This window comes from Thermohalobaculum xanthum, from assembly GCF_016623495.1.
Taxonomy (GTDB): domain Bacteria; phylum Pseudomonadota; class Alphaproteobacteria; order Rhodobacterales; family Rhodobacteraceae; genus Thermohalobaculum; species Thermohalobaculum xanthum.
In genome coordinates this window covers 169,943-188,403 of record NZ_JAEHHL010000007.1, presented here as the reverse complement: position 1 = coordinate 188,403, position 18,461 = coordinate 169,943, and the positions used below count along the sequence as shown (strand labels likewise).

Here is an 18,461-nt window from a genome sequence, read left to right as displayed (position 1 = left end):
TCCTCAGGCAGCGACGTCGAGGCGTGCGGCCGGGCCGACGGGGATGGTCGTGCTGCGCGACGCCTTGATCTGTTCGCGCCGCGTGACGGGCCACGGGGTTCCGTCCGCGAGGCTCACATCGACGGCATAGACGCCGACCACGATGTTCGCGCGCTCGCCCAAGGCGGCGCGCGCTGCGAGGGCCTCGGCCTCTGCGGGATCGCCGGCGACCTCGGCCATCGAGATATCGCGCACCCAGGCATCCGCGCCGAGATAGACGCTGTCGCCACCGATCAGGTCGTTGGCCGCGAAAACGGTGGTGGTGAAAGCCTTGGCCATCTCTTCATCTCCCGTGACAGGGCGAGCCGGAATCGCATGCCGGCTGGTGTTCGTCACCAGTTAGCAATCGGAAGTGTGAATTGCAATAAATTACATCCAACAAAATCATCTTTAAATATTTCACAATCAATATATGTTTTATCGAAAAGTCTCTTTGACCGCGGAACCGCGCTTCGGGTATGCGCGCACGATGTCAGGCGCGTCCGATCGACTCTATGCCCGTCCGGTGCCTTGTTTCGAGGCGCGCCCCGGCGCATGGCGCCTTGCCGGGAGCCGCGTGTTCTTTCGCGAGATCGAGGTGCTTCGCCGCAACGCGAGCCCCGAGATCCTTCCCGTCGACGCGGCGGTCGCAATCTCGCCGGTGTTGGCCGAGGCGGTCGGTCGCGCCGGTGCGAGCCGCCCAGACCTTGCCGGCGTGAGCCTCGCGAAGCCCGCGATCATGGGCGTGCTGAACGTGACGCCCGACAGCTTCTCGGACGGGGGCGTCCACGAGGGCGTGGCCGCGGCGATCGGCCACGGCATGGCGATGGCCGAGGCGGGGGCGGGCATTATCGATATCGGCGGCGAGTCCACCCGGCCCGGGGCGCAGCCGGTGCCCGAGGCGCAGGAACTCGACCGGGTACTTCCAGTGATCGAAGGCCTGCGGCGTGCGGGATGCCCGGCGCCGATCTCGATCGACACGCGCAACGCCGCAGTCGCGCATGCGGCGCTGTCGGCGGGCGCGACGCTCTTCAACGACATCTCGGCCCTGACCCATGACCCCGCGAGCCTCGAGGTTGCCCGTGCGGCGCCCGCCCTATGCCTGATGCACGCGCTTGGCGATCCGCAGACCATGCAGCGCGATCCGCGCTACGACGATGTTCTTCTGGACATCTACGACTGGCTCGAGGCGCGCGTTCTGGCTGCCGAGGCCGCAGGGATCCCGCGCGCACGCATCGCGGTCGACCCGGGCATCGGCTTTGGCAAGACCCTCGAGCACAATCTCGCGCTGCTGCGGCGGCTTTCGCTGTTCCACGGATTGGGTTGCGCCGTGCTGCTGGGGGTTTCGCGCAAACGGTTCATCGGAACGCTCTCGGGCGAAGGCGATGCAGCGCGGCGGGCGCCGGGCTCGATCGCCGCGGGGCTTGCTGGACTCGACCAGGGAGCGCATCTCATCCGTGTGCACGACGTGCCCGAAACGGTGCAGGCCGTCGCCGTCTGGAACGCTCTGAGGGAAGAGGGGGCGGGAGAATGAACCGTAAGCTGTTCGGCACCGACGGGATCCGAGGGCGCGCCAATACCGACCCGATGACGGCCGAGGTGGCGATGCGGCTCGGCATGGCGGCGGGCCGGCATTTCAGCTCGGGCACGCGGCGCCACACCGTGGTGATCGGCAAGGACACGCGGCGCTCGGGCTACATGCTCGAATACGCGCTCGCCTCGGGGTTCGTGTCGGTGGGCATGGATGTGCAGATGCTGGGCCCGATCCCGACGCCTGCCGTGGGGATGCTCACGCAGTCGCTGCGGGCGGATGTGGGCGTCATGATCTCGGCCAGCCACAACCCTTTCGAGGATAATGGCATCAAGCTTTTCGGCCCTGACGGCTACAAGCTGTCGGACGAGATCGAAGCCGAGATCGAGCGGCTGATGGAAGCTCCGGTCGAACTCGCGCCACCGCGCAAGATCGGCGTGATGGAGCGTCTCGACGACGGCCATGCGCGCTACATCGAGTTCGCCAAGGCGACCTTCCCGCGCCGGCGCGGTCTCGACGGGCTGAAGGTGGTCATCGACTGTGCCAACGGTGCCGCCTACTCGGTCGCGCCGCGCGTGCTTTGGGAACTGGGGGCCGAGATCATCAAGATCGGCGTCACCCCCAACGGCGAGAACATCAACCGGGAATGCGGCTCGACCGACCCTTCGGCCTGCCAGCGTGCGGTTGTCGAATCGGGTGCCGATATCGGGATCGCTCTCGACGGTGACGCGGACCGCGTCCACCTGATCGACGAGCAGGGCCGCGTGATCGATGGCGACCAGATCATGGCGCTGATCGCGACGAGATGGGCCGAGAGCGGGCGCCTCGAAAAGGGCACGCTGGTCACGACCGTCATGTCGAACCTGGGGCTCGAGCGCCTGCTCGCCAAGCGCGGCATCGCCTTGCTGCGCACCAAGGTGGGCGACCGCTACGTGGTCGAGGCGATGCGCTCGGGCGGCTACAACCTGGGTGGCGAGCAATCGGGGCACATCGTGCTGGCCGATCACGTGACGACGGGCGACGGCCTGCTGGCGGCTCTGCAGGTGCTCGATGCCGTGGTGACCGAGGGCCGCCCGACCTCCGAGGTCTGCGCGATGTTCGAGCCGTTTCCCCAGCTGCTCAAGAATGTCCGGTTCGACGCCGCGTCGAAGCCGCTCGCGGATCCTGCGGTCCGCGCGGCGATCAGCGACGGCGAGGCGGCGCTGGGCGCGTCCGGGCGGCTTGTGATCCGCGCATCGGGGACCGAGCCGGTGATCCGGGTCATGGGCGAGGCCGAGGATGCAGGCCGGCTCGCACAGGTGGTCGACTCGATCTGCTCGGCGGTCGAACGCGCGGCAGGCTGAGGCCTCAGAGCCCCGCGGCCTCGTCGATCCCTAGCATCAGGTTGAGGTTCTGCACCGCGGCACCTGACGCGCCCTTGCCGAGATTGTCGAGCACCGCGATCAGCACGACGCGACCGGACGCGTGGTCGCCATGCACCGACAGCTCGAGCCGGTTGGTGCCGTTGAGCCGCGTGGGGTCGATGCGCGCGCCGTAATGGCCGGGCTCGACGACGCTGACGAAGCGGCTGCCGGCGTAATGCGCGCGCAATGCCTCGGTGAGGTCGGCCGCCTTCGGCGCCGAGGCAAGCGTGCTCAGATGCAGCGGGATCTGCACGATCATGCCCTGCGCGAAGTTCCCGACCGAGGGCACGAAGATCGGCGCGACCTCGAGCTTCGAGTAGAGCCGCATCTCGGGCAGGTGCTTGTGCGCCTGCGACGTCCCGTAGACGAAGAAATCGCCCGCCGTGCCGGCAGCGAATTCCTCGATCAGTGACTTGCCGCCACCTGAATAGCCGCTCACGGCATTGATCGACACCGGCTGATCGGGGCCTATGATCCCCGCCTCGGCAAGCGGGCGCAGGAGCGCGATCGCGCCGGTCGGATAGCATCCCGGGTTCGAGACACGCCGGGCGGCCGCGATCCGCGAGGTTTGGCCGTCCGTCATCTCGGCGAAGCCGTATTCCCAGTCGGGATCGACCCTGTGCGCCGTGCTGGCGTCGATGAACCGGGTGCCGAGATTGCCTGCAAGGGCCACGGCCTCGCGCGCGGCGTCGTCGGGCAGGCACAGGATCGCGACATCGGCGGCGGCAAAAGCCTCGCGCCGCGCCTCGGGGTCTTTCCGGCGCTCGGGATCGATGCGGATCAGCTCGACATCGCCGCGCGGCTGCAGCCGCTCGCGGATCTGCAGACCCGTCGTTCCTGCCTCGCCATCGATGAAGACCGTGTGCGTCATCGTCGACGCCTCCCTTGCGCGCGCCTCTCGAGCCCGTGTCTCCCGATAACGGCTCCGAGCCCTCGCGGCAAGCTTGCGATGCCAGGCCGCGTGATGCCCGGAACGCGGGTTCGCTCAGGCCGCGGTGGCTTTGCGCACGCCCTTGGCGATCCGCGCGCGCGCGACGCGATCGGCCGCGGCGTCGGGCGAGATCTGCTCGGCCTCGGCCTTGGCGAAGATCTCGAGCAGGGTCTCGGGGATCGCCTCGAGCCGCGCCGTCGCCTCGGCATCCGACAGCTTGGTCGAGGGCCGCGCGACCGAGATCAGGCCGCCGGCATTCACGAGGTAGTCGGGCGCATAGAGGATGCCGCGCCGCCTGAGACGTTCGCCGTCGGCCACCGTGGCAAGCTGGTTGTTCGCCGCGCCGCAGACGATCTGGGCGGCGAGCTCGGGGATGGTCGTGGCATTCAGCACCGCGCCCAGGGCGCAGGGCGCAAACACGTCGGCCGCGACCCGGTGCGCAGCGCTCGGCTCGACCGACCGCGCCGCGCCGCGCGCCAGCGCAGCCTCGACGGCTTCGGGGCGGATGTCGGCGACGGACACCTCGACGCCCGCATCCACCAACTGGGCAACAAGGCTCGCGCCGACATTGCCGAGCCCGGTCACCGTTACCCGCAATCCGTCGAGCCCGCGCTGCAGGCGGTGCCGGACCGCGGCCTCGAGCGACAGGAAGACGCCGCGCGCGGTCCAGGGCGAGGGATCGCCGACACTGCCGGACAGGCCCGAGACATGGCGGGTCTGCGTTGCGATCTCGTCCATGTCCGCGACCGTTGCGCCCACGTCCTCGGCGACGATGTAGCGTCCGGCCAGGCGCTCGACCGCGCGGCCCATGGCGCGCATCATCGCCGGCGTCTTCGGCCGGTCGGGCCCGACCATCATCACCGATTTGCCCCCGCCGAGCGGCAGGTCGGCGAGCGCCGCCTTGAAGCTCATCCCGCGCGACAGCCGCAGCACGTCCGTGAGCGCCTCGCCCTCGGAGGCGTAGGACCAGATGCGGCAGCCACCGAGCGCGGGCCCCAGCGTGGTGTCGTGGACCGCAATGATCGCCCTGAGTCCCGTCTCGGCGTCATGCGCGAAGACGACCTGCTCGTGGTCGTCGAAATCGTGATGGGTGAAGGTGTCCATGACCGCGGCCTCCCCAAGGCTGGAGCGTTGTTGGCAGCACGATGCCGCCACGCCGCGCCTTCTGCAAACCCGGGATTCTTTGATCGCCGCGGCGCTTGTGCGGCGGGCGCGGCGCGGGTGGGCGGAACTCGCCGCGCAACATTGTTTCGCGGCCGCGCAAGCCACGTGGCGCGCCCGCAGCCGCCCGCGAATCAGAGGGGCTTCACCAGTAGAACCCATTCCTCGCCGCGCCCTCGCCAGCCGTCATGGACCATGGGCCGCCGCGCGCGCTCGGCATAGCCGGTGCGCTCGTAGAGCCGGCGCGCCCCGGTGTTGGCATCGGCGACGATGATGCTCATTGCCGCGAGGCCCTCGTCGCGGGCGATCTTCTCGGCGACCGCCAGCAGCCGTGCGCCAAGGCCGCGGCCGCGTGCCTCCGGGTAGGCGGCGAGGACGTTCACGTACCAGTTCGAGGGCGCGAGGTTCTCGAGCTCGACCAGGGGAACGACCGGCGGCGGAAGATCGGCGGTAATTTCCTCGGGCGTCGTCCCGATCTCGTAGCCGGTGAGCGCCGCGAGCGTGCCTGCGCCTTCGTCTGCCACGATGATGCGGGCGGTCCCGGTCTTCTCGGCCTGCCGACGGCGGCCGACCTCCCACGGGTCCTCGCCGTCCTTCGCCATCGTCGCCCAGAGATAGAGCGGCAGGCCTTCTCCCGCGAAGTTCACGAGGTCCGCGAGCGCCGCGGCATCCTCGCGCGTGGCGAGCCGGAAGGGGGGCTCGAGCTCGATCATCGTTCTTCTCCGCGGTCGCCTCGGCTGCGCAACTCTGCCACGCATCGCCGCTTGGGTCACGGCTGGGCCGGCGCTTCGCGCGGATGGCGCATTGCGCGCGGGCTTCGAGAAGACGGCTGGGCCGTGGGCGCCGCTTGTTCCATTGCCGACCCGTCTCTCTTCACGCTGGCGCAGTGGCTCGAAGGCGACCGCGCCGATCTGGCGCGCCTGCCAAGGGTCCTTGCCCACCGCGAGCGGATGCGGGCTCGACCCGCGGTCGTCCGCGCCGTCGAGATCGAGCGGCGCTGAGCGGGGTGCGGGCAGGGAGCACGAGCGACGCCTGCGGCGCCGAATGCGACATCGATCCAGTTGACGACGCGATGTGGCGGGCGTATGCGAGCGGTGGGCGCGTCGTCGGCAGGGCGAGTGGCGGCGGGCTCAGGAACCTCGCCCTGACGACGGAGCGCGTCCATGACGTTCCCCCCCATGCCCGAGGTGCGTCCTCGGCGCCCCGAGTTCTCTTCAGGTCCCTGCGCGAAACGCCCCGGCTGGTCGGCCGAATCCGTCGTGTCGCGCGCCTTCCTGGGACGCTCGCACCGTGCCGGCGGCCCCAAGGCGCAGCTCAGATCCGTGATCGACAGGACCGCCGCGCTGCTGGGCGTGCCCGACGGCTATCGCGTCGGCATCGTTCCCGCCTCGGACACCGGCGCGGTCGAGATGGCGATGTGGTCGATGCTGGGCGCGCGCCCGGTCGATATCCTGGCATGGGAAAGCTTCGGCGCGGGCTGGGCGACGGATGCAGTCAAGCAGCTCAAGCTTGCTGATTGCCGCGTGATCGAGGCGCCATACGGCACGCTGCCGGACCTCGGGCAGGTCCGCGCCGACGCGGATGTCGTGTTCACCTGGAACGGCACGACCTCGGGCGCGCGGGTGCCCAATGCCGACTGGATCTTGGCCGATCGCGCCGGGCTCACGATCTGTGACGCGACCTCGGCGGCCTTTGCCCAGCCGCTCGACTGGCCCAAGCTCGATGTCGTCACCTTCTCGTGGCAGAAGGTCATGGGCGGCGAGGGCGCGCACGGGATGCTGATCCTGAGCCCCCGCGCCGTCGAACGGCTCGAGAGCTTCGCGCCGTCGCGGCCGCTGCCCAAGATCTTCCGCCTGACCAAGGGCGGCAAGCTGATCGAGGGCATCTTCAAGGGCGAGACGATCAACACGCCCTCGATGCTGGCCGTCGCGGATTACGAGGACGCCATCGCATGGGCCGAGGAAATCGGCGGCCTGCCGGCGCTCATGGGCCGCGCCGATGCGAACTTCGCGGCGCTTCAGGCTTGGGTCGACCGCACGCCCTGGGTCGAGAACCTGGTCGCCGAACCGGCGCAGCGCTCGAACACCTCGGTCTGCCTCAGCATCGTCGACCCCGAGATCGCGGCGCTCGACGATGCGGGCCAGCGCGCCTTCGTGAAGGCGATGGTGAGCGCGCTGGAAAAGCAGGGCGTCGCCCTCGACATCAATGGGTACCGCGACGCGCCCGCGGGCCTGCGCATCTGGTGCGGCGCGACGGTCGATACCGCCGATGTCGAGGCCTTGCTGCCCTGGCTCGACTGGGCCTTCGCCGCCGCCCGATCGGAACGCGCGGCCGCCTGACACAGGGACGGCGTTTTTCGCCCCTGCGCCGCGGCGGAGGGGCTCACCGACAGGACATATGGAGCCGACCGTCCGCGCGCGCAGCCGCGCCGGCGCTCCGAGACAGGATAGACGAGATGCCAAAGGTTCTGATTTCCGACGCGCTTTCCGACCAGGCCGTCGCCATCTTCCGCGACCGCGGGATCGAGGTCGATTTCCAGCCGGCGCTGGGAAAGGATCCCGCCCGCCTCGCCGAGATCATCGGCGACTATGACGGCCTCGCCGTCCGGTCGGCGACCAAGGCCACCGCCGAGATCATCGCGCGCGCCAGCAATCTCAAGGTGATCGGCCGCGCGGGCATCGGCGTCGACAACATCGACCTCGCGGCGGCGTCCTCGCGCGGCATCGTGGTGATGAACACGCCGTTCGGCAACTCGATCACCACCGCCGAGCACGCGATCGCGATGATGTTCGCGCTGGCCCGGCAGATCCCGGCGGCGAATGCCTCGACCCATGCCGGCAAGTGGGAGAAATCGAGGTTCATGGGGGTCGAGATCACCGGCAAGACGCTGGGCGTGATCGGTTGCGGCAACATCGGATCGGTCGTCGCGAGCCGCGCCTGCGGTCTTCGGATGAAGGTGATCGCCTATGATCCCTTCCTGAGCGAGACCCGGGCGCGCGAACTGGGCGTCGAGAAGATCGAGGAGGTCGACGACCTCCTGACCCGCGCCGATTTCGTGACGCTGCACCTGCCCAAGACCGAAAAGACCGCCAACCTGCTGAGCCGCGAGCGGATCGCGAAGATGAAGAAGGGCGCGCGGCTGATCAATTGCGCCCGCGGTGGGCTGGTGGACGAGGAAGCGGTGGCCGACGCGGTGCGCGAGGGTCACCTCGCGGGCGCGGCCTTCGACGTGTTCTCGGTCGAGCCGGCCAAGGAGAACGTGCTCTTCGGGCTCGACAACGTGGTGGTCACTCCGCACCTGGGCGCGGCCACCAGCGAGGCGCAGGAGAACGTCGCCCTGCAGATCGCCGAGCAGATGTCGGACTACCTGAACTACGGCGCCATCTCGAACGCGATCAACGCGCCCTCGATCACCGCCGAGGAAGCGCCGATCCTCAAGCCCTGGGTGCGCTGCGCCGAGGTGCTGGGAAGCTTCGCCGGCCAGCTGACCGAGGAGCCGATCACCGAGATCGAGATCGAGTTCGTGGGCCGCGTGGGCGAGCTGAACCTCAAGCCGCTGACGGCGGCGCTGACGGCGGCGCTGCTCACCCCCCAGATGGGCGAGGGCGGGGTCAACATGGTCTCGGCGCCGGTGCTGGCGCGCGAGCGGGGCATCAACATTGCCGAGACCCGCAAGGACGCCCAGGGCGCATACGGCACCTATATGCGCCTGCTGGTGACGACGGCGAAGAAGACCCGGTCCGTCGCGGCGACGCTGTTCTCGGACGGCAAGCCGCGCTTCATCCAGATCAAGGGGATCGGGATGGAGGCCGAGCCGCAGCCGAACATGCTCTACACGGTCAACACCGACCAGCCCGGCTTCATCGGCGCGCTGGGCATGACCACCGGCAAGCTGGGCATCAACATCGCGACCTTTGCGCTGGGACGGTCCGAGAAGGGGGGCGACGCGATCACGCTGATGGGCGTGGACGAGGCGCTCTCGCCCGAAACCCTGGACGAGATCCGGGCGCTGCCGCAGGTGCAGGAGGCCAAGGCGCTCGTCTTCTGAGGCGGGCAAGCCAGGCGGACGGCCCCGTTTTCACGCGTGAAAACGGGGTCAAATTATTGAAAATAAATAAAATACACTGACGTGCATCGTTTGGTGCGGGGGCGGCGCATGCGTCCTACCCCACCTCGCTCAGGCCGCTTGCCGAGAGCTCGCGCAGGCGGGTAGCGTCGAGGATGCGGAAGCGGCGCGGGTCGAGCAGCTCGATCACGCCCTCGCTGGCGAGTTTCGAGACCTGCCGGCTTACGGTTTCGAGCGAGAGGCCGAGGAAGCTGCCGATATCGACCCGGGTGAGCGGCAGCTCGTAGACCGGCCGGATGCCCTTGCGGCTGTGCGGGCAGCCAAGCCTGTCAGCGCGGTTGATCACCAGCGCGAGGAAGCTCGCTACGCGCTCGAGGCCGGACTTGCTGCCCAGCACGACCATCCAGTCCCGCGCGGCGTCGAGCTCGGTCAGAACCTCCTTCAGGAAGGCGTGCTCGAGGCTGGGGTGGGCCAGCAAGAGCGCCTCGAAGCCCGCCTTGTCGAAGCTGCACAGCTCGGTCTCGCGCAGCGCCGTCGCGGTGAACTTGCACGACTCGGAGAAGGCGCAACCGAGAAAGTCGCTGGGCTGGAGCAGGCCGACGATCTGCTCGCGCCCGTCCGGCAGCAGCTTGGAAAGCCGCACGATGCCCGATCGCAGCATGTGCACTTCGCGCGGGCGGCTGCCCTCGGCGATGATCTGCGCCTGCGGCGCGAAGATGCGGCGGCGCGCGATCGCGCGGAGCGCGTCGATCGTGCCCTCGTCGAGGGCCTGGCAAAGGCCCAGGTGCTGCAGGTCGCAAACCTCGCATGTCGCGGCGGTCCGGAGGGCGCGTGGCTGCGGCAGCGGGGGTCTCCCTGTCTCGTCGGGCCGCGAAGGCGCGGAATGCTGGCAGCTTGCGAGGCCCTCGCACGGCTGTCAACGCGATCAGCGCACATATCCCGCGCGGCAACAATCGCCGCCCGGACGTTGAGTTTCTGTCGCGCGCCAGTATGATCGCGCCGCCGCAGCAAAGGGGGGCACGATGAGCGAGACGCGCGCGATCAAGGACTACATCCGCACCATCCCGGACTTCCCCATCCCGGGCGTGCAGTTTCGCGACGTGACGACGCTGTTCAGCGATCCCACCGGGTTCCGGCAGGCGGTGGACGCGCTGGCCAATCCCTTCACCGAGGACCGCCTGACCACGGTTGCCGCGATGGATGCGCGCGGCTTCATCCTGGGCGGCGCGGTGGCCTACAAGCTGGGCCTTCCCTTCGTGCCCATCCGCAAGAAGGGCAAGCTCCCGGGCGGCACCATCGCCGAGGCCTATTCGCTGGAATACGGCGAGGCGATCGTCGAGATCCACCATGACGCCTTCGACCCCGGGGCGCGGGTGCTGCTGGTCGACGACCTGCTGGCGACGGGCGGCACCGCCGTGGCCGGCGTCAAGCTGATCGAGCGGCTGGGCGGGCACATCGTCGCCGCCGCCTTCGTGGTGAACCTGCCGGACCTGGGCGGGTCGGCACGGCTGCGCGAGCTGGGCGTCGAGGTGCTCACGCTCTGCGATTTCGACGGCGACTGAGGCCACGGCGGCGGCTGCGCCGGATCCCTGGCGCAAGCTGTCGTGATCCGGGCTGTTCCCTCGCGCGGGCTCTGCTAGACCGGGCGACGTGACCCCGCAGGAGCCCGCGCCCATGAACGCCGCCGACATCATCGCAAGCCGCCTGCACGCCGCCGGCGTGCGCCACGCATTCGGCATCCCCGGCGGCGAGGTGCTGACCCTGATCGACGCGCTGGAACGCGCCGGGATCCGGTTCGAGCTGGCCCGCCACGAGAACGCGGCCGGCTTCATGGCCGAGGGCGCGTGGCACGCGACCGGCGCGCCGGGTGTGTTGGTAGCGACGGTGGGGCCGGGGGTCGCGAACGCCTTCAACGTGGTGGCGAATGCCGAGCAGGACCGTGTCCCGCTGATCGTGATCTCGGGCATGGTCGATCCCGCGGTGGCGATGTCCTACACTCACCAGGTGTTCGACCATGGCGCCGTGTTCCGGCAGGTCTGCAAGGCAAGCTTCACGGCGGCCGACGGCGCCATCGACGTGATGATCGAGAAGGCGATCAGGATCGCGCAGTCCGGCCGCCCCGGACCTGTCCATATCGACCTGCCGATCCGCGTGGCCGGCGCCGCGCAGCCCGCACCGCGCGAGGCGATGCCAGCGGCGGTGGCGCCGAGCGCGCCGGCCGGGGGGCCCGCGCTCGACCGTGCGCGCGCGATGCTGGCGGCGGCGCGCCGGCCGGTGATCCTTGCCGGGCTCGACGTGCTGAACGAGGCGGGCGGTCCCGAAGCGCTGCGCGGTTTCGCCGAGGCGCAGGGCATCCCGGTGGTCACCACCTACAAGGCCAAGGGCGTGCTGCCCGAGGACCACCCGCTCTGCCTCGGCGGTCACGGGCTGAGCCCGAAATCCGACGCGATCCTGCTGCCGCTGTTCGAGGCGGCGGACCTCGTGATCCTGGCCGGCTACGATCCGATCGAGATGCGCGTCGGCTGGCGCGATCCGTGGGAGCCGGGCAAGGCGATCGAGTTCGCCCATGCGCCGAACACCCATGACATGCATCGCGCCGGCCTCTCGTGGCTCTGTTCGGTCGCGGGCGGGCTGGCGGCGCTGGGACCGGCGGGCACGGATCTCTGGGCCTGCGGCACGCCGGGCCGGGTGCGGGCCGAGCTGATCGAGGCGTTCCGCCCGCGCGGGAGCTGGGGGCCCGACCACGCGATGGCCGAGATGCTGGCGGTTCTGCCGGCGGATGCGGTGGCGAGCGTCGACAGCGGCGCGCACCGCATCCTGTTGAGCCAGCACTTCTTCGCTCGCCGGCCGCGCGCGCTGATCCAGTCGACGGGGTTGTGCACCATGGGCTGCGCGCTGCCGCTGGCGCTGGGTCACCGCATCGCCGATCCCGGGCGCCCGGCGGTTGCCTTCATGGGCGATGGCTGCGCCGAGATGGTGCTGGGCGAGCTTGCGACGCTACGCGATTCCGGCGCGCCCGTGGTCGTCGTCGTGTTCGTCGACCGCTCGCTGGCGCTGATCGAGCTCAAGCAGCGCAAGGAAGGTTTGCAGAACGCCGGGGTCGATTTCGGGCGCACCGATTTCGCGGGGCTTGCGCGCCTGTTCGGCGGCATCGGCGTCACCGTGCGCGGCCCCGGCGAGGCTGGGCCTGCGCTGGAGGACGCGCTGGCCGCCGACCGCTTCACCGTGATCGAGGTCGAGATCCCGCGCCGGGCCTATGACGGGCTGATCTGACGGGCTCATCGGGCGGCGCGCGGGCCGCGCCGTCAGGGGATCAGGATCGCGCGGAAGTCGTTGACGTTGGTCAGCGTCGGGCCGGTGACGACCTGGTCGCCCAGCGCCTCGAAGAAGGCATGGGCGTTGTTGTCGGCAAGCTCGGCCCGCGGGTCGAGCCCCGCGGCGCGGGCGCGCGCCAGCGTGTCGGGGGTGGCGATGGCGCCCGCGATCTCCTCGGCGCCGTCGACACCGTCGGTATCGCCTGCCAGCGCATAGACCGGCCGGCCGTCGAGCGCGACGGCAAGCGCCAGCAGGAACTCGACATTGCGCCCGCCGCGTCCCTTGCCGCGCAGCGTCACCGTGGTCTCGCCGCCCGAGAGCAGGACGCAGGGCCGCGGCAGCGGCTGGCCGTGGGTCAGCACCTGCTGCGCGATGCCCGCCATCACCTTGCCGACCTCGCGCGCCTCGCCCTCGAGGCTGTCGCCGAGGATCAGGGGGGCGACGCCGGCCTTGCGCGCGACCTCGGCCGCCGCCTCGAGCGACAGCTGCGGCGCGGCGATGACGTGGTTCTCGGTGCGCGCGAGGCGGGGATCGCCGGGCGCCGGGCAGCCCGCCGTGGCCGCGAGGTGGCGCGTGACGCTGGCGGGCAGCTCGAGCCCGAAGCGGCGGACGATGGCGCGGGCGTCCTCGGGGGTCGAGCGCTCGCCCACGGTCGGGCCCGAGGCGATCACCGCCGGATCGTCGCCGGGCACGTCCGAGATCAGCAAGCCGACGAGCCGCGCGGGATGTGCCGCGGCCGCGAGCCGGCCGCCCTTGATGGCGGAGAGGTGCTTGCGCAGGACGTTCATCTCGCCGATCGCCGCGCCGCAGGCCAGGAGCGCCTTGTTGACGGCCTGCTTCTCGGCCAGCGTGATGTCGCCGGCGGGCAGGGTCATCAGGGCCGAGCCGCCGCCCGAGATCAGGGCGATCACGAGATCGTCCTCGGTCAGGCCCTGCACGGCCTCGAGCACGCGCTCGGCGCCGCGCCGACCGGCCTCGTCCGGCACGGGATGCGAGGCCTCGACGATCTCGATCTGCCGCGTCGGGCAGGCATGGCCGTAGCGCGTGATGACGATGCCCGAAAGCGGGCCGTCCCAGGCCGCCTCGAGCGCCTCGGCCATGCGGGCCGAGGCCTTGCCGGCACCGACGACCACGGTGCGGCCCCGGGGCCTCTCCGGAAGGTGACGCGCCAGCATGGCCATCGGGTCGGCGGCCGCGACGGCCGCGTCGAACATGGCGCGCAGGAGCGCGCGGGGGCTGTCTTTCTCGCTCATGGGGAGCCTATTTGGCGTCATCCTCGGGCGTTGTCCACGGCACATCGGCCCGAGGCACCACGCGCGGCCGTGCCGGGCGCCCCTCGCGCCAGGCCACGAACGCACCCGAACCCGCGATCAGCGCCATGCCGGCCAGCGTCTCGACGCGCGGCTCGACGCCCCAGAAGGCAAGGTCGAAGGCCGGCATGATGGCGAGATAGCTGTATTCGAAGGGCGCGATGCGGCTCGCCTCGTCGCGGCGATAGGCGCTGATGCTCGACATCATGCCGCCGACGTGGGTGAGCGCGGTCGCCAGCATCGCCGCGAGGACCGCGAGGCCGACGGGGTGCCAGCCGGTGGTGACGAAGGCGAGGTTCGCCCGCGTCTCGACCGCAATCGGCAGCAGTGGCACCAGCGCCAGCCCCGCCAAACCGATGCCCGTGTAGAGCAGGTTGTGCGTCATCGTCAGGGAAAGCGAGCTTTCACCGACGCAGCGCCAGCGCGTGGTGATGACGCCGAGCGCATAGCAGACCGCGGCGACGAGCGGCAGGAAGGCGGCGAGCTGGATGTCGGCGGCGCCGGGCCGGACGATCAGGACGACGCCCGCGAAGCCCGCGACGACGGCAACGAGCCGCCGCGGCCCGATCTTCTCGCCGAGGATCAGTGCGGCGAGGAGCGTGATCAGCAGCGGCCCGATGAAGAAGGCCGAGACCGCCTGGGTCAGCGAGAGGAAGGGCAGCGAGGCGTAGAAGAAGAGATACGCCCCCGCCATGAAGCCCGAGCGGATCAGCGGCCAGCGCCAGCGCGACGGCAGAAGCGGCTGGCGGCCGAGCAGCACGCGCCCGGCGAAGGCGAGGATCGCGACCGTCGCCGCCGAGCGGATCGCCTGCAGCTGCCAGAGCGAGACGTCGGCCGCGATCGCCTTCACGGTCGCGTCCTGCACCGCGAAGCAGAGCATCGCGAACAGGATCAGGCCGACCCCGCTGCGCTCGCGCACGACCCCGGCTTCCGCGCTCTCAGACATGCCGATCTCCCCGTCCTGACGCCGCGAGCATGGCGGCGTCGAGGGGCGGCGTCTTGCGCCCCAGCGGCGGATGTCGTCGCGGACGTGCGCCGGGGATCAGGCGTTGCGCGTCAGATGTCGAGGTTCGCGACCGAGAGCGCGTTCTCCTGGATGAAGTTGCGCCGCGGCTCGACCACGTCGCCCATCAGCTTGGAGAAGATCTCGTCGGCATCCGCCATGTGCTCGATGCGCACTTGCAGGAGCGTGCGGGCCTCGGGGTCGAGCGTCGTCTCCCAGAGCTGGTCGGCGTTCATCTCGCCCAGGCCCTTGTAGCGCTGCAGGGTGAGCCCCTTCTCGCCCTCGGCCATGATGACGTCGAGCAGCTCGGACGGCGCGCGGATCGCCACCTCGCGGTCCTTGCGTGCGAGGCGCGCCGGCGTCGCGTAGGATTCGGCCAGCGCCGGACCCAGTTCCGCCAGCCGCCGGGCCTCGGCGGCCCTGAGCGCGAAGGCGTCGACCGAACGCGTCTCGGCCACGCCACGCAGCACGCGGGTGAAGCGCACGCCGCCATCCGCAGTCACGTCGCCCTGCCAGCCGCGCTCGGTCTCGGGCGCCAGCGCGTCGAGGCGCTGGGCGACGGAAGCCGCCGCGTCGGGCGTGACGCCGGGCGCCATCGCCCCCGCGATCGCCATCTGTTCGAGGATGAAGCGCGGATAGCTGGCCGGGAAGGCGTTGAGCACGCCCTTCACCCGGCGCGCCTCCTCCACGAGGCGGATCAGGTCGGCGCCGGCGATCTGCTCGCCCGAGCCGAGGATCAGGGTCGCGCCCTCGATGCCCTCGCGGATCAGGTAGTCCTCGAGCCCGCGCTCGTCCTTGCAGTAGACCGACTGGCCGCGCCGGGTGACCTTGTAGAGCGGCGGCTGGGCGATGAAGAGGTGCCCTGCCTCGATCAGCTCGGGCATCTGGCGATAGAAGAAGGTCAGCAGCAGCGTGCGGATATGGGCGCCGTCGACGTCGGCGTCGGTCATGATGATGATCTTGTGATAGCGCAGCTTGGCGAGGTTGAACTCCTCGCGCCCGATGCCGGTGCCAAGCGCCGTGATCAGCGTCCCGATCTCCTGGCTCGACAGCATCTTGTCGAAGCGTGCGCGCTCGACGTTGAGGATCTTGCCGCGCAGCGGCAGCACCGCCTGGTTGGCACGCGAGCGGCCCTGCTTGGCCGAGCCGCCGGCCGAGTCGCCCTCGACGATGAAGAGCTCGGACTTGGCGGGGTCCTTCTCCTGGCAGTCGGCGAGCTTGCCGGGCAGCGACGCCACGTCCATCGCGGTCTTGCGCCGCGTGAGCTCGCGCGCCTTGCGCGCGGCCTCGCGGGCCAGTGCCGCCTCGACGATCTTGCCGACGATCTCGCGCGCGTCGGCCGGGTGCTCCTCGAACCACTCGGCCAGCTTCTCGGCCATCAGGCTCTCGACCGCGGGGCGGACCTCGGAGGAGACGAGCTTCTCCTTGGTCTGCGAGCTGAACTTGGGATCGGGCACCTTGACCGACAGCACGCAGGTCAGGCCCTCGCGCGCGTCGTCGCCGGTGAAGCTGATCTTCTCCTTCTTCGCCAGCCCCGAGGACGCGGCATAGGCGTTGATCGTGCGGGTGAGCGCGCCGCGGAAGCCGGCGAGGTGGGCGCCGCCGTCCTTCTGGGGGATGTTGTTGGTGAAGCAGAGCATGTTCTCGTGGTAGCCGTCGTTCCACCACAGCGCCGCGTCCACGGTGATGCCGTCGCGCTCGCCCTGCACCACGATGGGCGCGCCGATCAGCGGCTGCTTGGAGCGGTCGAGCCAGCGCACGAAGGCCTCGACGCCGCCCTCGTAGAACAGCTCCTGCTCGACCGCGTCGGCATGGCGCTGGTCGCGCAGGATGATGCGCACGCCGGAATTGAGGAAGGCGAGCTCGCGCAGCCGGTGCTCGAGCGTCTTGAGGCTGTAGTCGATGTTCGAGAACGTGTCGGTCGCGGCGAGGAAGCGCACCCGGGTGCCGCGCTGGTCGCCCGCATCACCGGTCTCGGCCAGGTGCTTGACCGTCTCGCCGCGCTCGAAGCGGGCCTGGTGCTCCTTGCCGCCGCGCCAGATCGTCAGCTCGAGCCAGTCGGAGAGCGCGTTGACCACCGAGACGCCGACGCCGTGCAGGCCGCCCGAGACCTTGTAGCTGTTCTGGTCGAACTTTCCGCCCGCATGCAGCTGGGTCATGATGACCTCGGCGGCCGAGACGCCCTCCTCCGGGTGGATGTCGGTCGGGATGCCGCGGCCGTTGTCGGTGACCGAGACCGAGCCGTCGGCGTGCAGCACCACCTTCACGTGGTCGGCATAGCCCGCCAGCGCCTCGTCGATCGCATTGTCGACGACCTCGTAGACCATGTGGTGCAGGCCCGAGCCGTCATCGGTGTCGCCGATATACATGCCCGGACGCTTGCGCACGGCCTCGAGGCCCTTGAGCACCTTGATCGACTCTGCGCCGTAGTCTTCGCCGTTCTGCCCGTTCTCTGCCATCTGTCAGGTCCTGACCTGCATGTTGTTGTGGTTCGTGGTCCCGCCGCGGTCAGGCCGCGGCGAGGCGTGAGATCCCATCGGTTTCCGAGACCGCGAACTGCCGCGCGCCCTCCAGCCCGTCGAACAGCTCGGGGCCGGTGCCGGTCATCCAGACCTGCGCGCCGAGGGCGCGGATCTCGGCGTAGAGCGCGCGCCGGCGGCCCTCGTCGAGATGGGCCGCCACCTCGTCGAGCAGCAGGATCGGCGCGGCTCCGGTGGTCTCGGCGATCGCCCGGGCATGGCCCAGCACCAGCGAGATCAGGAGCGCCTTCTGCTCGCCCGTCGAGCAGGCCCGCGCCGGCATCGCCTTGCTGGCATAGACTGCCTCGAGATCCGACCGGTGCGGCCCGTCGAGCGTGCGTCCCGCGGCCGCGTCGCGCGTCCGTCCCGCGGCCAGCCTGCGCGCCAGTTCCGCCGCTTCCTCAGCCTCCAGCGTGTCGGTGTCGCCCGCCGTGGCAAGGGCTTGATGAAAGCGGGTTTCCATGGCCCCGAGAATAGACAGTTCGGCCCGCGGAAACAATGTCTGCGCCCTGTCCTGGGCGGCAATCAGGCGGGTCAGCGCGTCCGCCCGGGCGCGGGCGATGCGCGCGCCGTGGCGGGCCATCTGGGCCTCGATCCCGTCGAGCCAGGCGGCGTCCCAGGGCGGCTCGCGCAGCAGGCGGTTTCGCGCGCGCATGGCCTTCTCGTAGCCGCTGGCGGCCTCGGCATGCGAGGGCGTGAATCCCATGGTCAGCCGGTCGAGGAACTGGCGCCTCTCGGTCGCCCCCTCGATCCACAGCCGGTCCATCGCCGGGGTGAGCCAGATCATGCCGAAGAGCTCGGCCAGCCGCGTCTGCGGCGCGGGCTTGCCGTCGATCGCGACGGTGCGGCGGGTGTCTTGGAGATCCTCGACGCCGGTCACGATCTCGACCTCGCCGCCCGGTGTCTCGACCTCGGCGCGGATGCGCCAGCCGGGGCCCCCGCGATGGGCAAGCTCGTCCGCCCCGGCGCGGCGCAGGCCGCGGCCGGGCGAGAGCATCGAGACGGCCTCGAGGATATTCGTCTTGCCCGCGCCATTCGGCCCGTGCAGCGCGACCGAGGTGCCGCCGGTCTCGATCGCAGCCGCGTCGTAGGAGCGAAAACGGCCGAGCCTGAGGGTGAGAATGGCTGATCGGGTCATGGCCGGGTCCCGGGCTGGCCCTCGGCGCGCTCGCCCGCGCCCGGTTCCGCCCGGCGAGCGGGGCGG

16 protein-coding genes are annotated in these 18,461 nt (G+C 70.3%); 7 read left to right on the top strand and 9 right to left on the bottom strand.

The window, feature by feature from the left end; translation table 11 throughout:
- Window positions 1-3: 3 nt before the first annotated feature.
- A complete protein-coding gene (locus H0I76_RS12600) occupies window positions 4-318 on the bottom strand; it encodes a DUF2849 domain-containing protein (RefSeq protein WP_200610327.1) in 315 nt (104 codons plus the stop codon).
- 190 nt (window positions 319-508) lie between these two features.
- Here H0I76_RS12600 and folP point away from each other — a divergent pair, with 190 nt between their 5' ends.
- Both folP and glmM read left to right on the top strand, forming a co-directional pair.
- Window positions 509-1,552, top strand: coding sequence for a dihydropteroate synthase (gene folP / locus H0I76_RS12595; RefSeq protein ID WP_200610325.1), 1,044 nt, complete (start codon window positions 509-511; stop codon window positions 1,550-1,552).
- Entirely contained in the window at window positions 1,549-2,892 is a 1,344-nt protein-coding gene (glmM, locus tag H0I76_RS12590) for a phosphoglucosamine mutase (RefSeq protein WP_200610324.1), read from the top strand. Before folP ends, glmM begins: the two co-directional genes overlap by 4 nt.
- 4 nt (window positions 2,893-2,896) lie before the next feature.
- Here the strand turns inward: glmM and argC are convergent, their stop codons facing one another.
- From argC to H0I76_RS12575, 3 genes are all read right to left on the bottom strand, one after another.
- On the bottom strand, window positions 2,897-3,823 hold the full coding sequence (gene argC / locus H0I76_RS12585; protein WP_200610323.1) for an N-acetyl-gamma-glutamyl-phosphate reductase: 927 nt from the start codon (window positions 3,821-3,823) through the stop codon (window positions 2,897-2,899).
- Window positions 3,824-3,937: 114 nt separating this feature from the next.
- A complete protein-coding gene (locus H0I76_RS12580; protein WP_200610322.1) occupies window positions 3,938-4,987 on the bottom strand; it encodes a Glu/Leu/Phe/Val family dehydrogenase in 1,050 nt (349 codons plus the stop codon).
- A gap of 191 nt (window positions 4,988-5,178) precedes the next feature.
- On the bottom strand, window positions 5,179-5,757 hold the full coding sequence (locus H0I76_RS12575) for a GNAT family N-acetyltransferase (RefSeq protein ID WP_200610321.1): 579 nt from the start codon (window positions 5,755-5,757) through the stop codon (window positions 5,179-5,181).
- A 123-nt stretch (window positions 5,758-5,880) separates the two neighbouring features.
- On the opposite strand from H0I76_RS12575, the gene H0I76_RS12570 reads away from it, so the two are divergent.
- From H0I76_RS12570 to serA, 3 genes are all read left to right on the top strand, one after another.
- A complete protein-coding gene (locus H0I76_RS12570; RefSeq protein ID WP_200610320.1) occupies window positions 5,881-6,045 on the top strand; it encodes a glutathione S-transferase family protein in 165 nt (54 codons plus the stop codon).
- A gap of 162 nt (window positions 6,046-6,207) precedes the next feature.
- Window positions 6,208-7,383, top strand: coding sequence for a phosphoserine transaminase (locus H0I76_RS12565; protein WP_200610318.1), 1,176 nt, complete (start codon window positions 6,208-6,210; stop codon window positions 7,381-7,383).
- Window positions 7,384-7,499: 116 nt separating this feature from the next.
- Window positions 7,500-9,092 (top strand): phosphoglycerate dehydrogenase, encoded by a 1,593-nt coding sequence (gene serA, locus H0I76_RS12560; RefSeq protein WP_200610316.1) that lies wholly within the window; start codon window positions 7,500-7,502, stop codon window positions 9,090-9,092.
- 115 nt (window positions 9,093-9,207) lie between these two features.
- Here serA and H0I76_RS12555 read toward each other — a convergent pair whose 3' ends face one another.
- Entirely contained in the window at window positions 9,208-9,828 is a 621-nt protein-coding gene (locus H0I76_RS12555) for a Crp/Fnr family transcriptional regulator (RefSeq protein WP_325166450.1), read from the bottom strand.
- Between the two features lie 304 nt (window positions 9,829-10,132).
- On the opposite strand from H0I76_RS12555, the gene H0I76_RS12550 reads away from it, so the two are divergent.
- The gene (locus tag H0I76_RS12550) at window positions 10,133-10,672 is read left to right on the top strand and encodes an adenine phosphoribosyltransferase (protein WP_200610312.1); all 540 of its coding nucleotides are present in this window, start codon (window positions 10,133-10,135) and stop codon (window positions 10,670-10,672) included.
- Window positions 10,673-10,784: 112 nt separating this feature from the next.
- On the top strand, window positions 10,785-12,383 hold the full coding sequence (locus tag H0I76_RS12545) for a thiamine pyrophosphate-binding protein (protein WP_200610310.1): 1,599 nt from the start codon (window positions 10,785-10,787) through the stop codon (window positions 12,381-12,383).
- 32 nt (window positions 12,384-12,415) lie between these two features.
- Here H0I76_RS12545 and H0I76_RS12540 read toward each other — a convergent pair whose 3' ends face one another.
- The 4 genes from H0I76_RS12540 to recF form a co-directional block, all read right to left on the bottom strand.
- Complete coding sequence (locus H0I76_RS12540) at window positions 12,416-13,678, bottom strand: glycerate kinase type-2 family protein (RefSeq protein ID WP_200610308.1); 1,263 nt, start codon at window positions 13,676-13,678, stop codon at window positions 12,416-12,418.
- Window positions 13,679-13,685: 7 nt separating this feature from the next.
- On the bottom strand, window positions 13,686-14,681 hold the full coding sequence (locus H0I76_RS12535; protein WP_200610305.1) for a DMT family transporter: 996 nt from the start codon (window positions 14,679-14,681) through the stop codon (window positions 13,686-13,688).
- Window positions 14,682-14,791: 110 nt separating this feature from the next.
- Complete coding sequence (gene gyrB, locus H0I76_RS12530; RefSeq protein WP_200610303.1) at window positions 14,792-17,197, bottom strand: DNA topoisomerase (ATP-hydrolyzing) subunit B; 2,406 nt, start codon at window positions 17,195-17,197, stop codon at window positions 14,792-14,794.
- A 49-nt stretch (window positions 17,198-17,246) separates the two neighbouring features.
- Entirely contained in the window at window positions 17,247-18,395 is a 1,149-nt protein-coding gene (recF, locus tag H0I76_RS12525; RefSeq protein WP_200610301.1) for a DNA replication/repair protein RecF, read from the bottom strand.
- Window positions 18,396-18,461 lie beyond the last annotated feature (66 nt).

Bases quoted from the DNA above. Each gene is read 5' to 3' on its own strand.
- glmM (WP_200610324.1), top strand. From the start codon at position 1,549: ATGAACCGTAAGCTGTTCGGCACCGACGGGATCCGAGGGCGCGCCAAT.
- argC (WP_200610323.1), bottom strand. From the start codon at position 3,823: ATGACGCACACGGTCTTCATCGATGGCGAGGCAGGAACGACGGGTCTG.
- serA (WP_200610316.1), top strand. From the start codon at position 7,500: ATGCCAAAGGTTCTGATTTCCGACGCGCTTTCCGACCAGGCCGTCGCC.
- H0I76_RS12545 (WP_200610310.1), top strand. From the start codon at position 10,785: ATGAACGCCGCCGACATCATCGCAAGCCGCCTGCACGCCGCCGGCGTG.
- folP (WP_200610325.1), top strand. From the start codon at position 509: ATGTCAGGCGCGTCCGATCGACTCTATGCCCGTCCGGTGCCTTGTTTC.
- recF (WP_200610301.1), bottom strand. From the start codon at position 18,395: ATGACCCGATCAGCCATTCTCACCCTCAGGCTCGGCCGTTTTCGCTCC.
- H0I76_RS12600 (WP_200610327.1), bottom strand. From the start codon at position 318: ATGGCCAAGGCTTTCACCACCACCGTTTTCGCGGCCAACGACCTGATC.
- H0I76_RS12540 (WP_200610308.1), bottom strand. From the start codon at position 13,678: ATGAGCGAGAAAGACAGCCCCCGCGCGCTCCTGCGCGCCATGTTCGAC.
- H0I76_RS12580 (WP_200610322.1), bottom strand. From the start codon at position 4,987: ATGGACACCTTCACCCATCACGATTTCGACGACCACGAGCAGGTCGTC.
- H0I76_RS12535 (WP_200610305.1), bottom strand. From the start codon at position 14,681: ATGTCTGAGAGCGCGGAAGCCGGGGTCGTGCGCGAGCGCAGCGGGGTC.
- H0I76_RS12575 (WP_200610321.1), bottom strand. From the start codon at position 5,757: ATGATCGAGCTCGAGCCCCCCTTCCGGCTCGCCACGCGCGAGGATGCC.
- gyrB (WP_200610303.1), bottom strand. From the start codon at position 17,197: ATGGCAGAGAACGGGCAGAACGGCGAAGACTACGGCGCAGAGTCGATC.
- H0I76_RS12550 (WP_200610312.1), top strand. From the start codon at position 10,133: ATGAGCGAGACGCGCGCGATCAAGGACTACATCCGCACCATCCCGGAC.
- H0I76_RS12565 (WP_200610318.1), top strand. From the start codon at position 6,208: ATGACGTTCCCCCCCATGCCCGAGGTGCGTCCTCGGCGCCCCGAGTTC.